Source organism: Streptomyces sp. BYX5S, from assembly GCF_054724165.1.
This window is the reverse complement of the sequence record NZ_CM138829.1, coordinates 6401412-6423432: the sequence shown is the minus strand read 5'-3', so window position 1 is coordinate 6423432 and position 22021 is coordinate 6401412. Positions and strand designations below refer to the sequence as shown.

The window sequence follows — 22021 nt, the reverse complement described above, 5'->3', positions numbered from 1 at the left end:
CACCAACCGCGCGCCGCCCAGACCCACTTGGGTGACACGCACACACACTCGTGATTCATGGGGGACTCACATGTCAGGTTTCGGCTCAGGCAGCTTCGACGTCGACCCGGCGGTCCTGAAGGAACAGGGCGTCGCCTTCGGCGAGTTGGGCAAGTCCTTCCTGGCCGCCACCAAGGAACTCAAGTCCGCTCTCGAATCCGCCGAGGGGGAGTGGGGTGAAGACATCATCGGCACCTTCAACGACATCTACGAGCCGGTGCGCGAAGGCATGTTCACCTCGATGGAGCACCTCGCCGACGAGCTCGACAAGATCGGCGGCAACTTGAAGGTGATGGGCACGCAGTACGAGCTGACCGAGGACGACCAGGCCCAGATCATGATCGGCCAGCAGGCGAACCGCCCCGGCCTGGGCATGCAGTTCTGACCCCGCCCCCGGACCTCCCAGTCCTTCCGGTCCGAGCCCGGCTCCGGTCCGGCCGCCGCCGCACGCCACATCGAGACGAACCAACTTCACGCGCAACACGGGGGAGTGACACAGCATGGCCCTGACCCTGCCCGACGAGATCGCATGGGTCCTCGACCTGCTCGGCTACAGCTGGCCGGACGCCGACGAGGACAAGATCCACGAAGCGGCCGAGACCTGGCGGCAGTTCGCCACCGCGGTGCGGGACGCGCAGAACGGCGGCACCACCGCCGCGAGCGCCGTCCTGAGCAGCAACTCCGGTGAGGCGTCCGAGCAGTTCTCGGCGGCGTGGCAGAAGTTCTCCGGCGGCGGGGGCGGCTACCTCGACGACGCCGCGACGGCCGCCGAGATCCTCGCCTTCGCCCTCGACGCGGTCGCCGTCATCGTCCTCGCCAGCAAGATCGCGGTCATCGCGCAGCTCATCGCGCTGGCCATCGAGATCGCGGTGGCCCAGGCGGCGGCGCCGCTCACGTTCGGCATCTCGGAGCTCGGCGCGGCCGGTGCCACGCAGGCGACCCGGCTCATCGTGCGCCGCATCCTCGACGAGCTGAAGCAGAAACTCATCCAGCAGGTCACCCAGGCCGTCGAGCAACAGGCGGTCCAGTCGATCAAGGACATGGTGATCGACGTGGTGAAGGAGGCGGCCGTCGAGGCGGGCAAGGCGGCCGGGCAGAACCTCGTCCAGCAGGGCGTGCAGAACCACTTCGGCGCGCAGGACGGCATGAAGTGGGGCGAGGCCGCCGTCGTCGGCGCGGGCACCTTCGCCTCCGAGACCGTCAACGGCGCCGCGGGCGTCGTCAGCGAGGCCACGGGCCAGTTGGGTCCCGCGGGCCGTGTGCTCGGCGGGGCCGCGAGCGCGGGGATCGGCGCGGTGGGCGAGGGCATCGGAGAAGGGGTGCACGCCACGGGCGAGGGCGTCGGCCAGGGCGCGGGAGCCGCGGCCCAGGGCATCCTCGACAGCACCGCCGAGAGCCTGCCGAAGGCGGGCGACGCCGTCACGGATGCGCTGGACCCCGGCTCGATGGTCTCGTCGCCGGGCGAGACCGCGCAGGGAATGATGGACGGCGCGGTGGACAGCGCGACCGGGGCGCTCGGGGACGCGGCTCAGAACGGGGTCTCGCGCCTGAGAGGGGAGCAGCCCGCGGCGGACGAGCCGGCCACCACGCCGAACGCGTCGGCCTCGCCCGGTACGCCGAACACGAGCAGCACATCCAGCCGGAACCCGGAGGACGCCCGCGCCAGATCGGTCTTCGGGTGACGTAACGGACGTATGGGTGCCCTGTGAAAGCAGGGCGTCACGATGTCAATCCGTAACATTGTGTGGATCCTGTCACGGCACGGCCGGTCACCTGGGAACCGCCTTGGGTGACCGTGTCAGTTGTGGCTAAAGTACTGTCGCGGCACTATCGAGAAGTGCCACCCGTGCTCAAGTTCCTCCTGGGAGTGACGAGCCGCGGGGACCGATGTCGAATTCTCATGGGGGCAAGTGGCCATGGCCGGTCAATTTAATGTCACGCACGAGGAGATGGTCGCGTTCAGCGGCCGTATCTCGCAGGTGAACGAGTCCATCCAGGGTGAGATCCAGCGACTGCAGACGGTGGTCGACTCGATCACCTCCGGCTGGAAGGGCCAGGCGGCCACTGCGTACAACAACCTGCAGAACCAGGTGAACGAGGACGCCACCGCCCTCAACCGCGTGCTGAACGAGATCAAGGAAGCGATCGACGCGACCACGCAGAACTACCAGACGTCCGAGGACGAGCAGGCCGCTTCGATCTCGCACGTCGCGTCGGGCGCCGAGGCCTCTCCCTTCGGATGAGCCGCCCCGGCCGCTGAATCCGCGCCGCCCTCACCGGCAGGCCGCGGACAGCGCGCCACCGTCGCAATCCTTCTTCACCCTTCCGTCCAACATCCCCCGGGGGAGACATCATGTCCGGTCAGGTTCTGGTCAATTTCCAGACCATTTCCCAGGCTTCGCAGGACGTCAAGTCCACCGCCAGCCGCGTCCGCCAGCAGCTCGACGACCTCGAGGCCGGCGTCAAGCGCATCGCTTCGACCTGGGAAGGTGCCGCCCAGGAGGGCTACCAGGCCAAGCAGAACGAGTGGGACCAGCGCGCCGCGTCCCTGCACCAGACGCTCGAGTCGATCGCCCGCGCGCTCGACACGGCCGCCCAGAACTACCAGGCGACCGAGAGCCGCAACACCAGCGTCTGGTCGTAACGCAACCTCCGCGCGCGTCCCCGCGCGCGGAAGCGTCGCAGCGATACGTGACCGGGGGCGGCGGGTGCGAGTGCACCTGCCGCCCCCGGTGGCATGTGCGGGGGCGCTTTGCCGCGCAGAGGGGAGCGGTGTGACACGACTCCGCGGGGCTCGGAGCGAATCCGGGAAATGCGGACGGAATCGCTTCGCGCTTCGGTAAGGGAACTCGTCATCATCAGCCGGGGTCGATGACCGCTCATTCGGAGCCGTGACCGGGTAATTCGTACGGGCCCTGTCGCCCGGCGAACGAATAGTCTCCGCGCGGTCCTTTGCGGTCGTTGCGGAGTCGTCCCTTGGTCATTTCACCGACTCATGAGCCACGCCGATCCCACGGTCACCAGCGGCGTCGCAAGGTTCAGGGCGAGCGCGCCCGCCGTCAGCCCCGGGCGGACGTCCCGGTGGCCGCGTATCCCCAAGTAGGCGGCGACCGGCGGCAGAACGAACCCGAGAACCACCCCGGGGTACCAGCCCTCTTCCACGAGGAAGAAGACCGCCAACCCCCACCAGGCCGGGACCGCCAACAGGGCGGCGACCCGGACCCGGGTCAGGAACACCTCCAAAAACTCCCCGGTACCGAACACGCTCACGCCCTCACACGACGGGGTGTGGCCGGTGGCCGTCGCCACCCGCCTCCTTGACCCGCACCACATACTCCACGCCTGAAGCCCTCACCCGAACATCGGCCCATCCCCCACCATCGCGACCCCCGCCCCCAGGCAGATCGCCGCGAACGCCCACCGCGTACGCCCCATGCGCGCCAGCAGCACCCCGCACCCGCTGATGACCCCGCCCGCGAGGTACAGCGCCGTCCACGGGCCGGCCGCGCTGCCCTGGCCGAGGCGGACGACCGTGAGGGCGAGCGCGACGAGGGCGATGAGCGCGGAGATGCCCGCGGAGACCCGGCGCGCCTGGCGGGCCGCGCGCCGCCGGTCCAGGGGGAACCCGGGTTGCCCCTGGCCCTGGAACCGCGACCTCAGCTCTTCGTCCCATTCCGAGCCATGAGTCATGTCGCGGAGCCTAGACGCCACGCATCCCCCTGTCGGGTGGCGCGACAGCTTTCCTACACTCCCTGCCCAAGTCGACACCTGACAGCCACGCACCGGCACCGAACGCCACAGTCGGACGCACCGGTGAGCGCCTGCCGCCGGGCCCGCCCCCGTACGATGATCGTCGGTTTCGGACCGGCAACAGCGGTCCACAACGGGGAAGTTGTCACTCACTCATGGCAGACATCGACATCGACGTCGCGCGCATACGCGCCACGGCCGACGACACCGGCTCACTGGCCCGCCAGACGGCCAAGCGGCTCAGCCACTCGCTCGACAGCAGCGACGCCGTGCACGCGAACCACCACGGCCACGGCTGGCAGAGCCCGGCCCAACTCAAGGCCTGCGCCCGCGCATGGGAGGAGCACTTGGTCTCCCTCGCCCGCCGGATGGGCGAACTGAGCGAGAAGGTACGGGACTCCGCGGACAGTTACGACCGCGCGGACGCCGAGGCCGAATCCCGGCTGCGCGCCGGCCTGAACGAGCTCGGGAGGGCCTGACGATGGTCTCGTACCAGGGTGTGTCGGGCGCCCACCCGAAGACGTGGGCCGCCGCGGGCGACGAATGGCACGCCACCGCCAAGTACGCCCTGGACGCCGCGAAGGACCTGCGCGAGCACGGCGCCAAACCGCTCGCCGACAACTGGACGGACGCCGTCGGCGCCGCCGCGGCGGCCGAGTTCGAGAGGCTCGCGAACCAGTTGGAGGCCGCGTACGACATCCTGCTCGCCGTCGACATGGTCGCCGACGGCATGACGACGACCCTCGAAACCGCGCAGAGCACCCTGCACGCCGCGCAGGACCTCGCCGCGCGCCACGGCCTGGAGATCGCCGCCGACGGCACCATCAGCGAGGTGGAGCCGGAGGGGGCCGCGGACGCGGAGCCGTACCGGGCTCAAGTGCAGGAACTCGTCGACCAGGCCCTGCAACAGGTCACGTACGCCGACGAGTTGGCCGCGGCCGAGTTCGCGAAACTCGCCGCCAAGACCGGTGTCAGCGACCCGGACAAGGCGCTCGACGGCGTCCAGACGCACGCCTCCCACGTCCAGATGAAGATGCTCGCCGCCGACATCCCGGTGGGCGAGGACCCCGCGACCGCGCGCCGCTGGTGGAACGGCCTGACGCCCCAGCAGCGCAAGGACATGATGCTGGCCCAGCCCGTCGCCCTCGCGGGCCTCGACGGCATCCCCGCCGACGTACGCCGTGAACTGCGCGGCAGCGACGGCAAGTTCGACCGCGTCAAGATGATCGAGTACGCCCTCGACAACTGGAACAAGCCCGACCCCACCGACTTCGGCAACAACTGCGCCAACTTCGTCTCCAACGCCCTCCTCCACGCCGGCATGAAGGAGAAGACCAGCCTCTGGGGCCCCGCCGACGACGACTCCTGGATGGCCGGCCCCCGCACCGGCATCGACGCGATCGACAAGCGCCTCTCCTACTCCGACACTTGGGCCGCCGCCGAGAACCAGCAGAACTTCATGCTCGCCCACGGCGCCGACGAGGTATCCCGCGCCGACGCGAAGCCCGGCGACCTCATCTACTACGAACAGGCAGGCGTGCCCGACACGGAGGCGAAGGGCAATACGCACCACGTCGCGATCGTCACCGCGGTGATGCCGGACGGCGAGATCAAGTACACGCAGCACAACGAGGAGTACCAGAACGTCAGCCTGGAGGGCCGCCTCCCCTCGACCGAGAAGAACGAGGGGCAGCAGAACCTGCGCATCGTCCGCCCGCACCCCGACTGGTACTGATACGCGCACCCGATTCCGACGCCCCCGAAAGATTCACAACGCCTTGACCAGCTCCCCTCGTGATCGACGAGGGGTCGCTCCGGCCGCTGATTGAATGGGCGGGTCACGTGTGGCAATCGCAAACACACGGGTTGTCACGGAGAACTACGGGGATCTGCGGGGATCTACGAGATCACGGGGATCTACGAGATCACGGTGATCTACGGGATCACGGGGGGATCCACGGGGATCACGGGGAAGTACGGGGAACTCATGAAGCACACGCACGTCCGGACCGTCCGCCGCGCCGCCGCCGCGCTCGCCTGCGCCGCCGCGCTGGTGTCGCTGACGGCCTGCAACAGCGGCGAGGACAAGGCCGCGGACACGGCGGACACCGCGGACAGCAAGCCGTCGGCCGCCGCCGGGAAGCCGAACGGGGTCGAGAAGCTCACCGCCACCGAACTGCGCGCCAAGGGCCTGGAGACCAAGGCCGCCGCCGGTTCGGTACGCGAGGTCATGTCCCGCTCCGACGCCAAGTCCGACCTCCGCCTCTCCGCCACGGAGTGCGCGGGCACGGTCGACCTCAACGACATGGGTTCGTTCGAGGTCATTCGCAAGGGCGACGACGTCTGGGGAAAGGTCGACTCCACGTTCTCGACCTGGGTCAAGGAGAACGGCGGCGCCGTCCCGGCCAACCAGTGGATGCACGGCTCGCCGACCGAGGCCGTCACGAAGGTGCTCGTCAGCTACTGCCACAGCGAGCAGTTCGGCACGCAGGAGAAGAGCACCCTCAAGCTGACGAAGGGCTCCGAGAGCAAGGTCGCGGGCCGGCCCGTCGCCACGGTCGTCGCCAAGGGCACGGCCGCGGACAAGCAGGCCACGTACAGCATCGCGACCACGGGCAAGCCGTACCTGGTGCAGCAGGTGGCCCCCTACAGCAACGGCACCGGCGACCAGACCATCACCTGGTCCGAGTTCGGCACGCCCGTCGACGCGAAGGCGCCGACCGGCAAGATCGTGGACGCGCCGGACGTCTGATCCGCGGTAGAACGCCGTCGGTCTGATTTGCGGGAGAGCGCCGTCGGGCTGATCCCCGGGGGAACGCCGTCGGTCTGATCCGCAGGAGAACGCTGTCCGTCCGACCACCGGAGTAACGCATGCGGGAGAGCCAGGAGCCCGACCAGGCCTCCCGCATGGCCGCGGGCGAGGCGGGGCGGGCCGAACTGGCCGCCGAGATCCGTTCACCTCGTGACGGTGCTGGACGTCTGATGGCAGGTGTCCTGCCCGACTTCCGCTCACTGCGGGCGGAACCCGTGGTGGCCGCAGGATGCCAACGGCAACAAGTACGCACACCGGCAACGGACTCAAGCACCGGCTGAGGAGCTACGCCGAGGGCATGTTCCCGGCCGCGGGGAGCGTGACGTCGAGGGCCACCGGACCAGAACCGTCCAGCTCGTCACGGCCACCGCGCCGTCGCTGCCGCCACCGCCGTCCCGGCTCAGGTCGACCGGCATCGATCCGCAGATCCGCGTACCACCGAAAGGCCCCCATGCTCCCGAACGCCCCCGGCAAGCGCCCCGCCGCCGGCGCCCTGATCGGCTCCGCCCTGGGCGATGCCATGGGGCAGCCGACCGAGTTCCTCTCGTCCGTAGAGCGCATCGAGGCCGAGTTCGGCCCGTGGCGCGAGATGCGGCTGCCCGTGCGTCACGACGGTGTCGCGCTCGTCACGGACGACACCGAGATGACACTCGCGGTGGCCCGCGCCCTGCGCAAGGTGCAGGCGTCCGGCGGCCTGAACCGCCCCGGCCCGGTGACGGAGACGCTCGTCGAGCACTTCTCCACGTGGCTCGACCACCCGGGCATCGCCCCCGGCCGTACGTGCATGACGGCATGCCGCGAACTGCGCAAGGGCACGCCATGGGCGCAGGCAACGATCGCCGACTCCAAGGGGTGTGGCGCCAACATGCGCGTCGCACCCGTCGCTCTGGTCCCCGGCCTTTCGCCCCAACACCGCGCGCTCATCGCCCAGTTGCAGAGCGCCCTCACGCACGGGCACCCCACCGCCCTCGCCGCCAGCGACCTGACCGCGTACGCGATCCGACTACTCGCCCACGGCACCGCTCCGGCCCTCCTGCCGGAACTCCTGCTCGCCTACGCACGCGCCTCGGTCCTCACCTCGCCGCCCGGTTGGAGCGATTGGCTCGGCGACCTCGCGCCTGAGGGGCCGGCCTACGTGGACGGTGGCTGGCAGGAGTGCATCGGCGTCCTCGAACGCGTGGCCGCGGCCGTCGCGCCGGGCGGCGCCGACCCGGAGGCCGACCCGTGCCTGGCGACGGGCGCGGGCTGGATCGCCGAAGAGGCCCTGGGCACCGGCCTGTTGTGCTTCCTGCTCTTCCCCGACGACCCGGTCACGGCGCTCCGCCGCGCCGCGTGCACATCGGGCGACTCCGACTCCATCGCCACACTCACCGGGGCGTTCGCGGGCGCCCACGACGGCATCGCGGCGTGGCCGCCGCACTGGCTGGCCAGGGTGGAGCACAGTGCGGAGCTGTTGGATGTGGGTGGTTCGTGGGACGGAGAGGTCTGACCAACGTCCCCGTGGAACCAGGAGTTCGAGTTGTCGAAGGCCGCCCAGGACGCGAAGGTTCACCACTCTTCGCCGTGGCGAAGTGGCGGCTGACAACCGCTGATGCTGACCATTTGGACTCCCTTCCGGAGGAGCGCATCGGCCACGGCACGGTTGGGTGCTTGGAATCTCGGCTGTGTCGAGCGTCAGGTTCAGCTCCGCAGCGATGTTCCAGTCACATCTGCGTGTGCTTCAACAGGCCGCCCTGACGGGCCTGTTCGATGACCCCCGGCTCGGCGGCCTTCCGTGCGGCTTCCGCATCTTCCCAGTCCTTGGGCTGGACGAAGATCAGCATCCCGGAGTGGGGAAGCATCACTACGCCACCGCATGAGTCGTCTCCCGCAAACCAGATCCAGTCCGCACGGCCGGAGGGCCAGCGGTCGTGGCGGAGGGGGTCCATGCCAGTCATGACCGGGGATTCGCCAGCGCCGGCGTCACCCAGACGAAGGGAACTCTTGCCGTTGACGCGAAGGTTGAGCGGATGGAAGGGGCGAGCGACCGGCTGGAATGCGCGAACAACGCGAGCACACTTTCGAGTCCAGTACAACGCTGTGCCAGCCCATCCCAGAGCCAGGATCGCCGCGGTGATGGACAGTGGAATGAGCGGGAACAGGTACGTGATCTCCAGTAGGGCGCTGGCCGCGAGGCTGAAGATGACGACGGCAGCCTGGACTCCGAACCAGCCAAGCGTCGCGAGGTAGTGAGCCCTGATCGCTGCGGTCGGATCCGGCTGGCTCACATCGGAGGCGCCATGCCCTGAGGCCTTCGGGAATGTCGCCAGAGCGAGCACGACGTATCCACCGATCAGCACGGCGATGCCCAGGAGCCCGAGAAGGAACATGCTGTCGCTCCTGAAGAGCAGGGCGAGCGGGTACCCGACGGCAATGGCAATGAGTGCCTTGCCGATCCTCCCCTTGGGAGCAGGCGTGGACGTGGTGAGGGGCTGTCCTGTCATGGTGGGTTCTCTCTTGTGGGCGTGGTGAGTCTCGGCTCAGCCGAAGATCTTCCGGACGCTGTCGGTGTCTGGAGCCTGGCTGGTCGGGCCAGCTGCATCGCCCGCCTGAGGGTCGCTGAAGGTCACTGTGCGCGCCACCCCCAGAAGCACGTCGCGATAGTCATCTGCCTGTTCGATCTCGGCAGTCACCAACTGCACAAAGAAGACGGTGGACGAACCGGGAGCGGGGATGGCGACAGTGCCTTGCCACACCGGCATCTCCTGGAATTCCTGAGTCTTGGGGTCTTCTCTGGGGGACGCGGTTTGTCTTTCCTGCTCGGTGACAAAACCAAGACCGCAGGGCAACTCAACCGGTCGCACGCCGCCCCGGCTGGACGAGCCGTCGGGGGACGTGGGGATCAAGCGAGTGAGTGCGGCTTTCGCGCCACCGCTCGGGACGGACATCATCGACACGACAAGGGTCGACAAGACGGGGCGCTCTGTGCCCTCCCCAGGGTGCAGGCCGATCGCACACCCCATGACTTCGTGGCTCCGCATGGACAGCAAGGAGACGGCGTACAGCCGCAGTGCCGAACTCGCTCGATCACGCTCTTCACCTGGTGGCAACGCACTGATCTGTTGTGCCCGCCCGCGGAGGTCGCTGAGGGAGGGGGCCAGGTCGATCTGGTGGAAGCCATGGGGGATGCCCCACCAAAAGGCCGGCGTCAGGGTGTCATCCTGTTTCATGCGCGGTCCCATCAAAGCCGGATTCCACGAAGCAGTTCACCGGTGTCCTTGAAAATCTCACTGAAGTCGTCAGGGGCGCTCGCCGCGCCGGCAGCGATCTTGGAATATTCGTTGGTTTCGTGTCCGACGCCGTCCTCCGGGAGAAGACCAAAGCTCTCAGCGGAGGAGACGATATTGACGGCCGCGTTCGCTCCATCGAGGGCGAATTCTTTCAGCCCCGCAGATGTGGCTCCGTCGAGGGCTTTGTACGTGAAGGCTGGAACGATGCCCTTGACGAACTGATCGGCCTTGGCTCCAACTGCCAGCGCTTCGCCGCCTTCCCTCGCCACCGCGCTGGCAAGCCCGACTTCACTTCCGGACCGTGCAAGCGCACCCACCCCGGGCACCATGCCGAGGGAGTCACCGACGACGCCTGCCCATGCTTTGACTCCTTCTCCCAACCCGTACTCACCGCGTAGGGAGTCCCTGAAATCCTCACTGGAGAGATTTTTGGCCATGGACAGCGCGCTGGCTCCCACGGCCACGGCGAGAAAAACCGGCGCAAACGGAGTGGGGAGCAGGGCCAGAAGCCCGGCGATCGCCGAGATGGTTCCGGCGTGCTCAAGAATTCCTTCACCGATCGCCTTGAGGGCGTCACCGATCGCGGAGGCCGCCTTGCTGAGCCAACCGGGTTCCTTCGGCGCGAGCTTGTCGTCGGCCTCGTCCAGGCGTTTGGCGACCGTCTCGGCCTTTGCTTCGTGCTCGGCCTCCAGCTCCTTCGCCTTGGAGATGACGTCCTGATACGCCTGGTTGGCCTGTTCGAGCTCGGTGGAGGCGTCGTTGAGGGCAGACTCGGCGGACCGTAGCCTCGCCGTGGCCGTGTCGGCTTCCTCCTGGCTGGGAAAGGTCCTGCCGGCGAGGTTGAGGTCCGGGTTCTGCCTGGCCTGATCGTGAGCTTTTCGAGCGGCTTCGGCAGCGGACTTCCGTTGGCCGGCCTCTTCGTCGTATTTCTTGGCCAGATCGCGGTGGGAGGTGAGCGTGGCGTTCCACGAGGAAAGGGCGGTCGCCGCCTTGTCCAGGGAGCGAGCGGCGTTCTTGACGTAGGTAGGGATGTCGCCGTCGAGCGCGTCACGGAAGGCGTCCGCAGCGTCCCCTTCCCAGTAGCTGCTCTCGCCGAGCAACTGCTCGATCTGGCGGTAGGTCGAATCCAGCGTCCTCGATGCCGTTTTGACCTTCAGCTCCAGTTCGGTGACTTCGAAAGGAGTACCGGGGGCAGGGTTCCAGCCGAGATGGGTGTAAGGGTTGGCCGCCATGGGTCACTTCCCGTGAGAGGAAGCGGTTGGGAATTTGGACAGTGCCTCCGCGAGACTGTTCTCCAACTTCTCGTAACTGAGCTTGTTGTCCTTCACTCCTTCGGAGATGCCGCCGATCTGCTCGCTGAGCTGCTCGGTCCCGAAACGCCAACGCTCCTGGAAGGTGTCGCAGGCTTGATCGAGGCGGGCCGTTCCGATCTGGTCGCCACGGACATGGGCGAGCGCGGTGCGAGCCGTGCTCAGCTCGTCGATGCTTGCTTCCAGTGAGGCAACAAACTTCCCCAATGCGTCAGTGTCGGTTTTGTAGTGGCCACCCACCCGGCTTCCTCCCAGCAGTCGGCGTCGGAACTGAGGGGTCACCATAGACCGACTGAGGCGATCTGCCTCAGGTGGTGGGGCGGTACGGTCTGCGCCTGGCTGGTACGGGTTGCCGGCACCGGTGCACGTTGCGCGGACTGCGCGCCGGTATGGGGGAGTGCCGCAAGTGCCCCATAGGGATGGCGTGTGTAGACCAACTGCGCCACCCCCCAGACGAGTTGGGCTCATGCGGATTGTGGCGGTCGCACCTGCTGGCCGCGCCCGCGTTCATGAGGGCCGCGGAGGGCACGTGCGTGACACAAATGCGTGCATTATGTCCGGCTCGGTGCCGTATCTGTTCTCTCTGTCGTGGAGTTGTGACAGACGGCACCGAGCGGGGTGCGGGTGCCGTTCGATAGGCTAAGGACAGGCTTGTGACAGGGGACCGGACTTATCGCCCCAAGGGGAAGAACGGGACTAGCAGGATGAACGGGGAGGGCCAAGCGCATGGCCGGTGACGGGTACAAGGTCGATCTGAGTGCGCTCGACCAGGTCATCAGAAAGCTGAACGGGGTTATCGGCGACCTCGGTAAGGCGAACGCGGACACGGAGCACAACACGCACCTGCCGCCTGGCGCGCTAGGCAGGAGCGTGGGCGCGCACAAGTTCCACGAGGCCGAGGATCTCGCCCAGGCGCACTCTGACATGCGCACGTATCTCAAGGACGTTGTCCGTCACCTGGAAGAGGTGATGGACGACTTCGGAGCGAAGACCAAGAGGGCGCACGGGGCGTACCAGGACGCCGAGGCAGACACGGCGGGCGCGATGCACGGGGCGGACGCGACGCAGGCATCGACGTCGTCCCCCTCGTCCGGAGCTTCCGCGGGGTCGATGTCTGGTGTGTAGCAGGAGCAGCGCGCGCAATGGCTGGTACGCAGGATACGACGTGAGAGATGAAGGGGGCCTGGGGCGCAATGAGTAACGAGGGCGTGAGCTACAGCTATAACGCGCCGACCCAGTGCTACGCAGGCGACAACACGACCGACTTCAAGAACCTGGACATGGACACCATGAAGGCCATGGTCCAGGACGCCAAGCCGGGCGATGTGCACGACGCTGCCCGGGGCTGGAAGGGCGTGCACGAACAGCTCGTTGGAATCAAGGAAGTCTACGAGCACGCCGTCGCCGAGGTGTTGCAGCACTGGGAGGGCTCGTCGGCCGACCAGTTCCAGGCTCGGTCGAAGGTAGTCGCGAAGAAGATCGAAGACACGGCCACGTACGCCTCGCACGTCTCCACGGCGATGACGAGCGCGGCGAACGTACTCGGTGACATTCAGCCCATTGTCCGGGATATGCAGAAGCCTAGTGGCGGTAGCAGCTTCGGGGATCGCCTCACTGACGGCGGGCGTGACGAGGACGGCCTGAACCGGGATCTCGCCAATAAGAACGTCTCTGCGCAGGAAATTGCTGACAGTCGCGAAGGTGACATGTCGGAGGGCCGAGAGGCGCAGATGCAAATGGCTGTAAAGATGGAGGAACTTGGAACCGCCTATAACGGGCAGACCAAGTCGATGGGGTCGTGGTCGAGGAGGCAGAGGGACGAAAGTGAGGACTATCCGGGAGAGCCTGGTGGCGTCGCTCCCGTGCCCATCGTGGCTGGCTCCGTAAGGAGTCCCTCTGCTGGCGTCGGAGCTGGAAATCTGGGTCGATCCACTGGTTCGGCCTCGTCCGCCAAGGGTGTGAAGTCGCCCACTGCCAGCGGCATTAGCGGTGGAATTGGTTCGCAGAAGCCGACTGCTGGCTCGCAGATCGGGGCTGGCAACCTCAGCTTCGGTGGCGGCTCAGGTATCGGAGCCGGTGGTGTCGGTGCGGGCTCTGGTGCCGGCGCTGGCGGTATCGGTGGTGGCATGGCTGGTTCCGGAGCTGGTGCTGGCGCGGGCGGTGTCGGCGGTGCGGGAATCGGCGGCGCGATCGGTGCCGGCGCCGGCCTCGGCGCGGGTGCTGCGGGCCGCGGAGGCGCAGGCGCAGTGGGGCGCGGCGGTCTCGGTGCTGGTGGCGCAGGTTCGGGCGCTGCCGGTAACGGTGCGGCGAAGGGGCTGAAGGGCAGCTCGCTCGCCCGTACGAAGGGCGGCGAGATCGGCAAGTCTGTCGTCAAACCCGGGTCTGGCCAGCAAGGCGGTTCGGCTCTGCGTCAGAAGCCGAAGACGGCGACCGGCGGAGCAGGGAAGAACGCCGGACGCAATGGCCTTCCGCATGGCGCTCAGACAGGCAATGGCAAGGACAAGAAGCGGCGCGACAACTCCCGTCCGGACTATCTGGTCGAGGACGAGCAGACCTGGGCAAACGGGCGCACTGTTAACCCCAAGGTCGTGGAATAGTCAGACCGACTGGTTAAGTATGCGGTGAAGACAAGACGGGGTCCGCAGCCTTCCGGCTGTGGGCCCCGCCCTGCGAGGGAAGGTGTTACGGCATGAGCTTCACGCGAGCGCTGCGCGCGGTGGGCGCCGCAGCGGCGGCGGGAGCGCTGCTTTTCGCGGCTGCGCCGACGGCGTCGGCGGACCAAGTCAGAAACGGGCAGTGGCCGTTGACGGCCTGGTCGGCCGACAAGATCTGGAAAGTGGCGACCGGCAAAGGTGTCACGGTTGCCGTGATCGATGACGGCGTAGACGCGGATCATCCGGACCTCAAGAACAACGTTCTGGCTGGCAAGGACTTCGAGTCCGGAGACGACGATGCCTCGCCCGAGGATGGCGACAGCCACGGGACAAGCATGGCTGGCGACATCGCTGGGCACGGCCATGGTGCGAACGGTGGGGACGGCGTCAAGGGGCTGGCCCCGGAGGCGAAGATCCTCCCGATCCGTGATCTCGGTGGGAGTTGCTTTGCGGAGTCTATTCGTTACGCGGTAGACCGTGGTGCCCAGGTGATCAACATTTCGCAAGGGGTCAGCAACTGTGCAGACGAGAGCGCAGTTCTCAGCGCAATTTCCTACGCCAACGAAAAGGGAACGCCGGTCGTTATCTCCACCGGAAATGAGGGGGAGAATGCCGACAAAATGTTGCCTGTCAGCTACCCAGGCGTCGTTGGCGTGGGAGCTGTGTCGAGCAGCGGTGAAGTTTGGAGCAATTCGAACTACGGCAAGGTCGTACTGCTCACCGCTCCCGGCGTGGAAGTCGTCAGCACAGGTACTGGCCCCACTGGGTATACCAAAGGGCAGGGCACGTCTGACTCCGCCGCTTACGTTTCTGGCGCCCTGGCTCTCCTCCAGCAGAAGTTCCCCGACCTGACCCCGGGACAACTGGTCAACCGTCTCGTCAAGACCGCCGGTCTCCCCGCCTCCGCGAAGGGCGCCTCGCTCCCCGACGAGCACTACGGTTACGGCTACATCCAGCCGCTGGCCGCGCTCACGAAGGACATTCCGGCCGGTTCCAAGAACGGGCCGCTGAAGATCGACGAGTTGAACTCCGCAGTCGGCAAGACCAGCAGCGGCGGTGCCTCCGCCCCGTCCTCCTCTTCGCCCGACGCCGCGTCCGACTCCTCGGACTCGGGCGGCATGAGCACCGGCCTGATCGTGGGCATCGCTGCCGGCGTCCTCGTCGTCCTGGTGGTCGTCGTGATCGTGATCGTGCGCAGCCGCAAGAACAACGGTGGCGGGCCGCCTCCGCCCCCGGGTGGCGGCTGGGGCGGCGGCGGCCAGGCTCCGTATCCGGGGCAGCCGCAGCCCAATCCGTACCAGCAGCAGTCGCCTCCTGCGCCGGGCGCGTACCCGCAGGCGCCGACGCAACCGCCTTACGGCCAGCAGTAGTTGCAGGCATCGAGTTCCAGGCGGCGTCTGCGACCGGCCCAGGGCCCGGTCCAGGACATCGCACCACGCGCCCCGCATCCTCAAAGATGCGGGGCGCGTGGCATGTGTCGGGGAGCAATAGCGGCGCGGAGTCGGCGGAGCGGTCAGCGGCCAGAAGCCAGCCGTTACACAATGATCGCTCCGCCGAGGCATCGTCCCTGCAAATCGGACGTCGTCCGTGACCTCGATCTGTGGCCTGAGAGTGGCCGCCCCCCTCGTGCTCCTTGTGCGTCAGGGGTACAGCGCAGTGCGGCGCATCGCGCTGTCCTCAGTAGGCAGTCGTCAGCCGTGGGGGCCGCAGGTGCTGCCGTGCGGCCCCCGCCTCCCGGCCGAGGTGGGCGGCGGCCGCATTCTGATCGCCGCCCCCGTACAGCAACGCGTCAGTCGCCCATCTTGATGAGCGAAGACTCGTGTGCCTGATCCATCGTGGTTCCCTCGATGCGCTCGCCGCTGTTGGAGACCGACGCAAGGAACAGTGAGCCGTCGTGCCAGTAGGGCATCGCCCAGGCGTCCTGGCCGAGCGCGCCGTCGAGGTGCCCGTAGTACTGCTTCTGCGTTTCCGTGCCTGACTTGGGGTCGAGGCCGACGAGGTACATGGGGTATCCGTCGCCGCCGAAGGTGTCCTCGCGCCAGCTGTTGTCGTCGTGCTTCACGGCCATGAGCTCGTTCCCGCTCCCCTGGACGAGGAGGTACTGCACGTCGGTACGGGTGCCCGTGGACCAGATGCGCTTGCCGCTGTCGAGGTCGTACGCGTCGATCGCCGACCAGAGCGACGAATCCTCGCGCTTCTCGGCGATGTACAGGGTGTTGCCGATGACCTTCATCGCGGCCTCAGGGTCGCCCGCCGTCGCGCCCTCACGCTGCGAGAAGTAGAGCTCGGCGGGCCGGGAGCCGCCCAGGACCAAGTCGCTCTTGGCCTTGCCGTCGTCGTCCAGGACGGTGAACCCGTTCTTCTTCACGTCCCATGGGACACCGACGATGACCGGGGACGTCGACACGACCGTGGCGTCGTCGCCGTAGCCCCAGTCGCCCTTGCCCATGGCGTAGGTCCACTCGGCCTTGCCGGTCGCCGGGTCGACGCCGGCCGCCGAAGCGCTCTGCTCCTCGGGAACGACGCCCACCCAGCGGGTCGTGCAGCGTTGCACCCGCACCAGCCTCTCCCCACCGACATACCCCTCTCCCTTGCACGCCTTACCCCCATACGTCCCCTTCTTGCTGTCCTTCCACAGCACCTTGCCGGAGCGCAGGTCGTACGCGGTTTTGTCGTTGACCACGACGGTGCCGCCGCTGACCGCGGTGCTGGGGCCGTCGTCGCGTTTGGGGATCGTGTGCTGCCACAGTTTCTTGCCGGTTTTGAGGTCGAGGGCGAAGAGGCTGTTGCAGTTGTGGACGGTGCCGACCGCGAGGACGGCGGTGTCCTTGCTCGTTATGGAGGAGGCGTGGCAGATGGCGGAGGCGCCCTTTCCGGGGGCGGCCATGCCCCACTGGAGGTCGCCGCTGTCGGTGTCGAGCGCGCTGATGCCGTCGGTCTGGGCGCGGACGACGGTGTCGCCCGTGAACCAGGTGCCGAGGTAATTCTGCGTGTCGGTCTGGCCCCCGTAATAGGGAAGGCTCCACTCGACCGACGTCTTCGTGGGGTCCAGGAGCAGCCAGGCCACCGAGCCGAAGACGCCCGAGACGATGATGCTGAGTACCAGGAGGAAGATCATCAGGCCCTGGCCGCGCTTCTTGCCGGGCATCTGGGATGCCGGGTGCATCGGCGTGAACTGCGGTGGTGCGAAGCCCTGTTGGGGCGAGGGCGCGTACGGGGAGGCGTAGGGCTGCTGGGGCTGCTGTCCCGGTGCGGGCGGCATGCCGTTGGAGTAGCCGGGCGTCGTCATGAGATCTGCTTCCTCACGTAGTCGGCCCAGGCGTTCTGGAACTCGTCCAGGCCCATGCCGGTGGCCTGCTCCAGCTGCGCGTCCATCCCCTTGGCGTTCTTGTACTGCTCGGCGACGAAGGCGAGGGCCTTGTCCTCGCCGTACTTCTCGGCGATGAAACGGATGGCCAGCCAGCCCAAGGAGTAGTGCGCGCTGTTCTCCTCGTCGATCGTGCTGTGGAAGTTCTCGCTGGTGGGGAGCTTTCCGTCGAAGGGATCGACGTAGCTGTCCGCGTAGTACGCCTTCAGCGTGCGTACTTCCCTCGCCGCCGCGGCGGCGTCGTCCCGCATCGCCATGTACTCGGCGAAGCCCTCGACGACCCACAGCTGCGCCTGACCGTTCGGGCCGGTCAGCGGTTCCACCAGGGTGTGCGCGAGTTCGTGGTGGCTGATCTCGAGTACGCTCGCGGCGTAGTCGGGGCGGGTGAAGCGGCTCTCCGCGGTGTCCATGACGATCCGGGCGCCGCCGTTCTGGACGCTCACCTTGGCCTTGCTGCCGCCCGCTTGCACGGCCGGCATCTGGATGGACACGCCCGCCTCCGCGATCGACTCGTCGTCGCCGGTGCCCTCGCGGTACATGTTCTTGTACACCTTGCGGTTCTTCTCGAGCGTGACGACGAAGCCGGGCATCGTCCTGCCGCTCTTGGGGCCCTTGGCTCCCCAGATCGCGAGATTGTCCTTCGCCGCCTTCTCGATGTACGGCGCGTAGCGGCGGGCGTCGGCGGCCTGGGCGGCGTCGGACATGATCACGGTGTGCGCCTTGACGGTGACGGCCATCGAGTCGTACGCGTCCCAGGGGGCCGGGTAGTTGGTCATCTTTCCGAAGCCGGCGAGCTTCGGGGTGGCGGGCCCCACGTCGGTGACCTTCAGGTCCGCGTCCTCGGTCTTCTTCTCGACGGTCCACCGGTACCACTCGGCGACGGGCGTCGCGTCGGCGCCCTTCACCTGGTGTACGAACGCCACGTCGACGGAGGCCGAGGCGCCGGCGCCGTAGTGGTCGACGGCCCGGCCGTCGATGTTGAGGAACTGGTACTCCGACACCGCGAAGGGAACCTTGCGGAGGTTCGTGAACAGCGACGCCTGCTTGCTCTTCAGCGTCGACGAACCGCCGTCGAACGGCGCGAGGTAGGTGTCCTTGTCGCCGCCCGTGAGTGCTTCGGAGTGCTTCTTCAGGAGGCTCGACATGTCGGCCTGCGTGATCGCGGTGGCCTGACCGCCCTCGCCCGCCACCGGGAGTTCGTCGTCGCCGACCACCTGCACGATGCCGAACACCATCAGGATCAGCGACATGACGGCGATGCCGCCGAAGGCCACCGTCACCCACTTGAGGACGGGGTTCACCGTGCGCGGCGCCGCACTGCCCTGCGATGCGACGGACGGCCCGAGGGGCGGTGCCGGTGGGGCGGGCGGCGGGGACGGGGGCCTGGGTGGCTGTTGCGGGGGATACGACTGGCCGTATCCCTGCGGCGGTTGAAACGACATGAATCCCTCGTTGAGTGGGGGACACACGTCCGTCCCCCGTGACGACGCTTGTCATGCATCCGATGAAGGGGACGCTTCTCATTCTTATCAGACGTTTACCTCGGTCACTGAGGCGCCTCCAGTCGCGCTCAGGTGGCGGCTGAGGCGTAGTTGCGTGTGGCTGGTGGGACGGAAAATGTTCCGTGAAGTGCGCACGTATGTTCTTTTCCGGTCCTACACTCGTCGCTTGCAACGACGGTGGCGGTCACGGGAAGCGGGGGCTTCGCAGCATGCGCAATCGCGCCAACTCATGCTTGTGGAACGACGAATCGATCACCGTTGGCGGAGGTCGATGTGGCCTCTGACTTCGCGCGACTGATGAAGCAGGGCTTCACGGTTGTGGGTGTGGGAGCGGCCGTCGGAGCGTGGCGCGAACTGCCGCACAGCGCACCTAAGTTGACGGGACGTCATGGGCCATGATTTATCGGCCCGTTGCACCATTCCTAGAAGGGAGACGACGCCGACTCGGCGCTGTTCTTCCTGGTGAACGTCGAGTCGAGGTTGGGGTCGACGAGACCGAGGTGTTGGCCGTCACGCGCGCCGTGGACACCACGAGCAGCCACGACGCGGCGGCGGAGTCCGCAGTCGATGTGAAGCGCGCCTTATCGCCGGAAGGCCTCCCCGTGGAGTACCGAAGGAGGCCAATGGTGACCCGGAGCCAGGCTCGTTCATTGGTGAGGGCCCGACTGCTGGGCAGGGTGTTGGCCGTGTCTCTCGCACTGCTGACGGCCGGAGGTTGCGTCTCCCAGGAAGACCACGAACGGAATGCTCCGTTGCCGCGTATGGAGCGCGATGCCGTACTGAAGTGGGCCAAGGATTTCACCGCGTACATGGCCGATGCGTCCGGGGCGGATCTCGTTCCCTCCACCGAAAAGACGAACTTCGAAACGTGCGTCGGGGCCCATGACGAAGTCGCCGAGGACGGCCGGTACAGCCTCTTCTACTACGTGTACTCATCCGCGCCCGCGACGCAGCACACACGCTTGGTGCGGGCGTTGCGTGAATCGCTCGAGAAGCATGGGTACGACGTCACGGACTACCGCGAGTTCAAGAACTCCTACGAATCGGCTCTCCTGTGGGCCGAGAACGAGAAGAATCGCTACCGCGTCATGGCGGAAACGGTCGGGTCCGGTAGGACCAAGCCGCAGCGGTTCTCCTTCTCCGTGCGCACTCCGTGCTTGCTCCCGCCCGGGGCCGAACAGCAACAGTTCTGAGAGAACGGTTCTGAGAGGGAACGCATCCGGAATGCGAGAACGCCGGCGTGGATGGAGCCGCGGCCGCCGTGCGGGCGGCGCCACGTACGACGATGGATCCGTCACTACGCGGCTCACCCGGGCCGGTAACCCGGGCGCGCTGCTCGCGTTGGCCCTCGTGCGGTCATCGGTGTCGTTCTGCTCTTCGCGGCGGCCGTCTTCGGCCTGCTTGCCGTGAGGGTCAACTGAACGTTGTGTCGCTGGTGGTGACGTGGTGATCTGGTGACCGCGGTGAAGTGGTGAGTTGTGAACGGGAATCGGGGAGCAAGATGAGTAGGTCTTCGGGGGCTGTTCGTCGGCATGCCGTGAGTGGCCTGGGTGTGGTCAGTTGGGGCGCTTCGGGTGTGTGCGTTGTCGGCTTGCTCGGGTGGCTGTTTCTGCCGGTGCTGGCTTGGCGGCGGGTGCTGGTCGTCGCGTGTCTGGTGGTGTTGCTGGGGCATCTGGTGGTCCTGTTGCTGGGGCGCCGGGGGTTGGGCGTGGCCGGTGGGGGTGAGGGTGCGGGGTACCTGGCTGTTCGGCCGGAGGGGGCGGTGGTCGAGGGCGGGGATCCTCCCGGGTTGCCTGCGGTGTTGCCTGTAGGGCGTTGGGTGAAGGTGCGCGGGCTGGTCGGGATCGTCGCGTTTCTGGCGGCGCTCGTCGGGATTCTGGCCGTGACCGCGGGGGACGGCCGGGATGCCGACCGGGCGGCTGCCCTCACCGAGGCCGGGGCCGTTCGAGGGAGCGCGCGAATCCTGGAGGTACGGGACGTCGAGCGGTTCGCCGGGCATTCGGACACGGACTTCGAGGCCCGCCTGACCGTGCTGTTGCCAGCGAGGCAAGGTGAGCCCAGCGCTGACCGAGCCACGCTTCAGGCGCGCACGCCCGACGAGCCGCGCAGGGGCGGGGAGGTGGAGGTGCTCTACGTTCCGGGGCGGCCGGACCTCGGAGCCGTGCACGGCGACGGTCCGACGCTCGACCGGCTGGAGGCCGGGACCGCCCTGACGCCCGGCGCGACGTGGGCGTTCTTCGGGAGTTGGGCAGGGGTGTCGCTGGTCGTGATGCTGGCTTCCGTCGGTGCGGGCAGCTTCCGTGGGATCGGTCGGCTCGGTGACGGTACGCGCGCCGTGCGCGGGCGGGTGCGGGGCGTCGCGCGCTGGGACGGCGGCGGTACCGCGGTCCGTGTGCGTACCGGCAGTGGTGAGGTGCACTTCTCGGCGGAGCAGAACAACCAGGCCATCGCGCAGGTTCTCCGGGACGAGGAGGTCTGGGTGTGCTGGGCCGATCCCGCTGGCCTCGCTGACCCCGCCGACTCCACGGGTGTCGGCAACGGCCGACGACTGCATGCCGCGCTCGTCGGAGACCGGCACTGGTGCCTGCCGGGTGAGGTGTGGAGCGCCCAGGTCGCGCGCTCCGCCGCTCGGGACGCGGCCGCCGTGGGCACGCCGGACGCTCCGCTCGACGGGCGACGTTCCGTGGCGTTGTGGCTGCCCGTGACCTCGTGGCCGCTGCGGCTCCGTATGCCGACGGTGCTGCTGATCCCGGCCTGCGCCGTCGCCACCGCCCTGCTGCTGACCGATGTGGAAGGGCGTACTCGCTGGGCGCTGGGGCTCGTTGCCGTGGTGGCGCTCCTCGGCACGTACGTCGGATTCCTGGCTTCCGGCGGCCCTCGGAAGAAAGCCGCCGCCACTTCCGCAGGTACCGGTACTGGTGTCGCTCTAGGTGTCGATGCGAAAGGTGCTCGTCCATGAGGTCACACGTCCAACTGGCGTGTAAAGAGCGTGAGTTCAGCAGCGTCGCGATCCGTGACGCCCTGCGGTGCCACGTAGACCGGCTTCCGGATCCGACGGCGCCTGATGCCCGCCCAGCGGGCCCTCGCGATGCGCTCGACGCCCGCGCCCTTCCGGCTGCGCGGTCCAGAGCCTCCAGCCGTTCGGCTGCATGATCAGCAGCTCGCCGCTGCCCGGCACGAACGCGGCCCCGCCGAAGACCTTGTCCCCCGCGAACCACACCCCGGCCTCGATCTCCTTCTGATGACGGTCTCCTTCTGATGACGATGGGGCGGCGTGAGTCAGGGGGGCGGCGCCGGCCGGCCGTGCCGACTGACGTG

General features: G+C 67.6%; 21 protein-coding genes. 13 read left to right on the top strand and 8 right to left on the bottom strand.

Annotation, left to right across the window (positions count from 1 at the left end; all coding sequences use genetic code 11):
* Positions 1-70 precede the first annotated feature (70 nt).
* The 4 genes from ACYBSK_RS28890 to ACYBSK_RS28875 all read left to right on the top strand — a co-directional run bounded on the left by ACYBSK_RS28890 (position 71) and on the right by ACYBSK_RS28875 (position 2683).
* Positions 71-424: a WXG100 family type VII secretion target gene (locus tag ACYBSK_RS28890; protein WP_457480183.1), complete on the top strand. Its 354-nt coding sequence runs from the start codon at positions 71-73 to the stop codon at positions 422-424.
* Positions 425-539: 115 nt separating this feature from the next.
* The gene (locus ACYBSK_RS28885) at positions 540-1721 is read left to right on the top strand and encodes a WXG100-like domain-containing protein (RefSeq protein ID WP_460243882.1); all 1182 of its coding nucleotides are present in this window, start codon (positions 540-542) and stop codon (positions 1719-1721) included.
* A gap of 234 nt (positions 1722-1955) precedes the next feature.
* Positions 1956-2282, top strand: coding sequence for a WXG100 family type VII secretion target (locus ACYBSK_RS28880; RefSeq protein ID WP_460243881.1), 327 nt, complete (start codon positions 1956-1958; stop codon positions 2280-2282).
* Positions 2283-2392: 110 nt separating this feature from the next.
* Positions 2393-2683, top strand: a complete 291-nt coding sequence (locus tag ACYBSK_RS28875) for a WXG100 family type VII secretion target (protein ID WP_457480180.1) — start codon at positions 2393-2395, stop codon at positions 2681-2683.
* 341 nt (positions 2684-3024) lie between these two features.
* On the opposite strand, the gene ACYBSK_RS28870 is transcribed toward ACYBSK_RS28875, so the two are convergent.
* Entirely contained in the window at positions 3025-3348 is a 324-nt protein-coding gene (locus ACYBSK_RS28870) for a hypothetical protein (RefSeq protein ID WP_460243880.1), read from the bottom strand.
* Between the two features lie 42 nt (positions 3349-3390).
* Complete coding sequence (locus ACYBSK_RS28865; protein WP_457480178.1) at positions 3391-3729, bottom strand: hypothetical protein; 339 nt, start codon at positions 3727-3729, stop codon at positions 3391-3393.
* A gap of 215 nt (positions 3730-3944) precedes the next feature.
* Between ACYBSK_RS28865 and ACYBSK_RS28860 the strand changes: the two genes are divergently transcribed.
* The 4 genes from ACYBSK_RS28860 (at position 3945) to ACYBSK_RS28845 (ending at position 8090) form a co-directional block, all read left to right on the top strand.
* Entirely contained in the window at positions 3945-4268 is a 324-nt protein-coding gene (locus ACYBSK_RS28860) for a type VII secretion target (RefSeq protein ID WP_460243879.1), read from the top strand.
* A gap of 2 nt (positions 4269-4270) precedes the next feature.
* Positions 4271-5524 carry an amidase domain-containing protein gene (locus tag ACYBSK_RS28855; protein ID WP_460243878.1) on the top strand — a complete coding sequence of 418 codons (1254 nt, stop codon included), beginning with the start codon at positions 4271-4273 and terminating at the stop codon, positions 5522-5524.
* A gap of 252 nt (positions 5525-5776) precedes the next feature.
* Complete coding sequence (locus tag ACYBSK_RS28850; RefSeq protein WP_460243877.1) at positions 5777-6541, top strand: hypothetical protein; 765 nt, start codon at positions 5777-5779, stop codon at positions 6539-6541.
* 511 nt (positions 6542-7052) lie between these two features.
* A complete protein-coding gene (locus ACYBSK_RS28845) occupies positions 7053-8090 on the top strand; it encodes an ADP-ribosylglycohydrolase family protein (protein WP_460243876.1) in 1038 nt (345 codons plus the stop codon).
* A 214-nt stretch (positions 8091-8304) separates the two neighbouring features.
* Here the strand turns inward: ACYBSK_RS28845 and ACYBSK_RS28840 are convergent, their stop codons facing one another.
* From ACYBSK_RS28840 to ACYBSK_RS28825, 4 genes are read right to left on the bottom strand one after another with little or no spacing between them, the layout of a single operon-like run.
* A complete protein-coding gene (locus ACYBSK_RS28840) occupies positions 8305-9084 on the bottom strand; it encodes a hypothetical protein (protein ID WP_460243875.1) in 780 nt (259 codons plus the stop codon).
* A gap of 36 nt (positions 9085-9120) precedes the next feature.
* Positions 9121-9810: a hypothetical protein gene (locus ACYBSK_RS28835; RefSeq protein ID WP_460243874.1), complete on the bottom strand. Its 690-nt coding sequence runs from the start codon at positions 9808-9810 to the stop codon at positions 9121-9123.
* Positions 9811-9821: 11 nt separating this feature from the next.
* Entirely contained in the window at positions 9822-11102 is a 1281-nt protein-coding gene (locus tag ACYBSK_RS28830; protein WP_460243873.1) for a putative T7SS-secreted protein, read from the bottom strand.
* Positions 11103-11105: 3 nt separating this feature from the next.
* The gene (locus tag ACYBSK_RS28825) at positions 11106-11420 is read right to left on the bottom strand and encodes a hypothetical protein (protein WP_460243872.1); all 315 of its coding nucleotides are present in this window, start codon (positions 11418-11420) and stop codon (positions 11106-11108) included.
* A gap of 486 nt (positions 11421-11906) precedes the next feature.
* Between ACYBSK_RS28825 and ACYBSK_RS28820 the strand changes: the two genes are divergently transcribed.
* From ACYBSK_RS28820 to ACYBSK_RS28810, 3 genes are all read left to right on the top strand, one after another.
* Positions 11907-12305 (top strand): hypothetical protein, encoded by a 399-nt coding sequence (locus ACYBSK_RS28820; RefSeq protein ID WP_460243871.1) that lies wholly within the window; start codon positions 11907-11909, stop codon positions 12303-12305.
* An 83-nt stretch (positions 12306-12388) separates the two neighbouring features.
* Positions 12389-13777, top strand: a complete 1389-nt coding sequence (locus ACYBSK_RS28815; RefSeq protein WP_460243870.1) for a WXG100 family type VII secretion target — start codon at positions 12389-12391, stop codon at positions 13775-13777.
* 92 nt (positions 13778-13869) lie between these two features.
* On the top strand, positions 13870-15204 hold the full coding sequence (locus tag ACYBSK_RS28810) for a S8 family serine peptidase (protein WP_460243869.1): 1335 nt from the start codon (positions 13870-13872) through the stop codon (positions 15202-15204).
* A gap of 419 nt (positions 15205-15623) precedes the next feature.
* Here ACYBSK_RS28810 and ACYBSK_RS28805 read toward each other — a convergent pair whose 3' ends face one another.
* Complete coding sequence (locus tag ACYBSK_RS28805) at positions 15624-17123, bottom strand: outer membrane protein assembly factor BamB family protein (RefSeq protein ID WP_460243868.1); 1500 nt, start codon at positions 17121-17123, stop codon at positions 15624-15626.
* Positions 17120-18502 (bottom strand): hypothetical protein, encoded by a 1383-nt coding sequence (locus ACYBSK_RS28800; RefSeq protein ID WP_460243867.1) that lies wholly within the window; start codon positions 18500-18502, stop codon positions 17120-17122. Before ACYBSK_RS28800 ends, ACYBSK_RS28805 begins: the two co-directional genes overlap by 4 nt.
* An 887-nt stretch (positions 18503-19389) precedes the next feature.
* On the opposite strand from ACYBSK_RS28800, the gene ACYBSK_RS28795 reads away from it, so the two are divergent.
* Both ACYBSK_RS28795 and ACYBSK_RS28790 read left to right on the top strand, forming a co-directional pair.
* Positions 19390-19896: a hypothetical protein gene (locus tag ACYBSK_RS28795; RefSeq protein ID WP_460243866.1), complete on the top strand. Its 507-nt coding sequence runs from the start codon at positions 19390-19392 to the stop codon at positions 19894-19896.
* A 398-nt stretch (positions 19897-20294) separates the two neighbouring features.
* On the top strand, positions 20295-21662 hold the full coding sequence (locus ACYBSK_RS28790) for a hypothetical protein (protein ID WP_460243865.1): 1368 nt from the start codon (positions 20295-20297) through the stop codon (positions 21660-21662).
* The last annotated feature ends 359 nt before the right edge of the window (positions 21663-22021 follow it).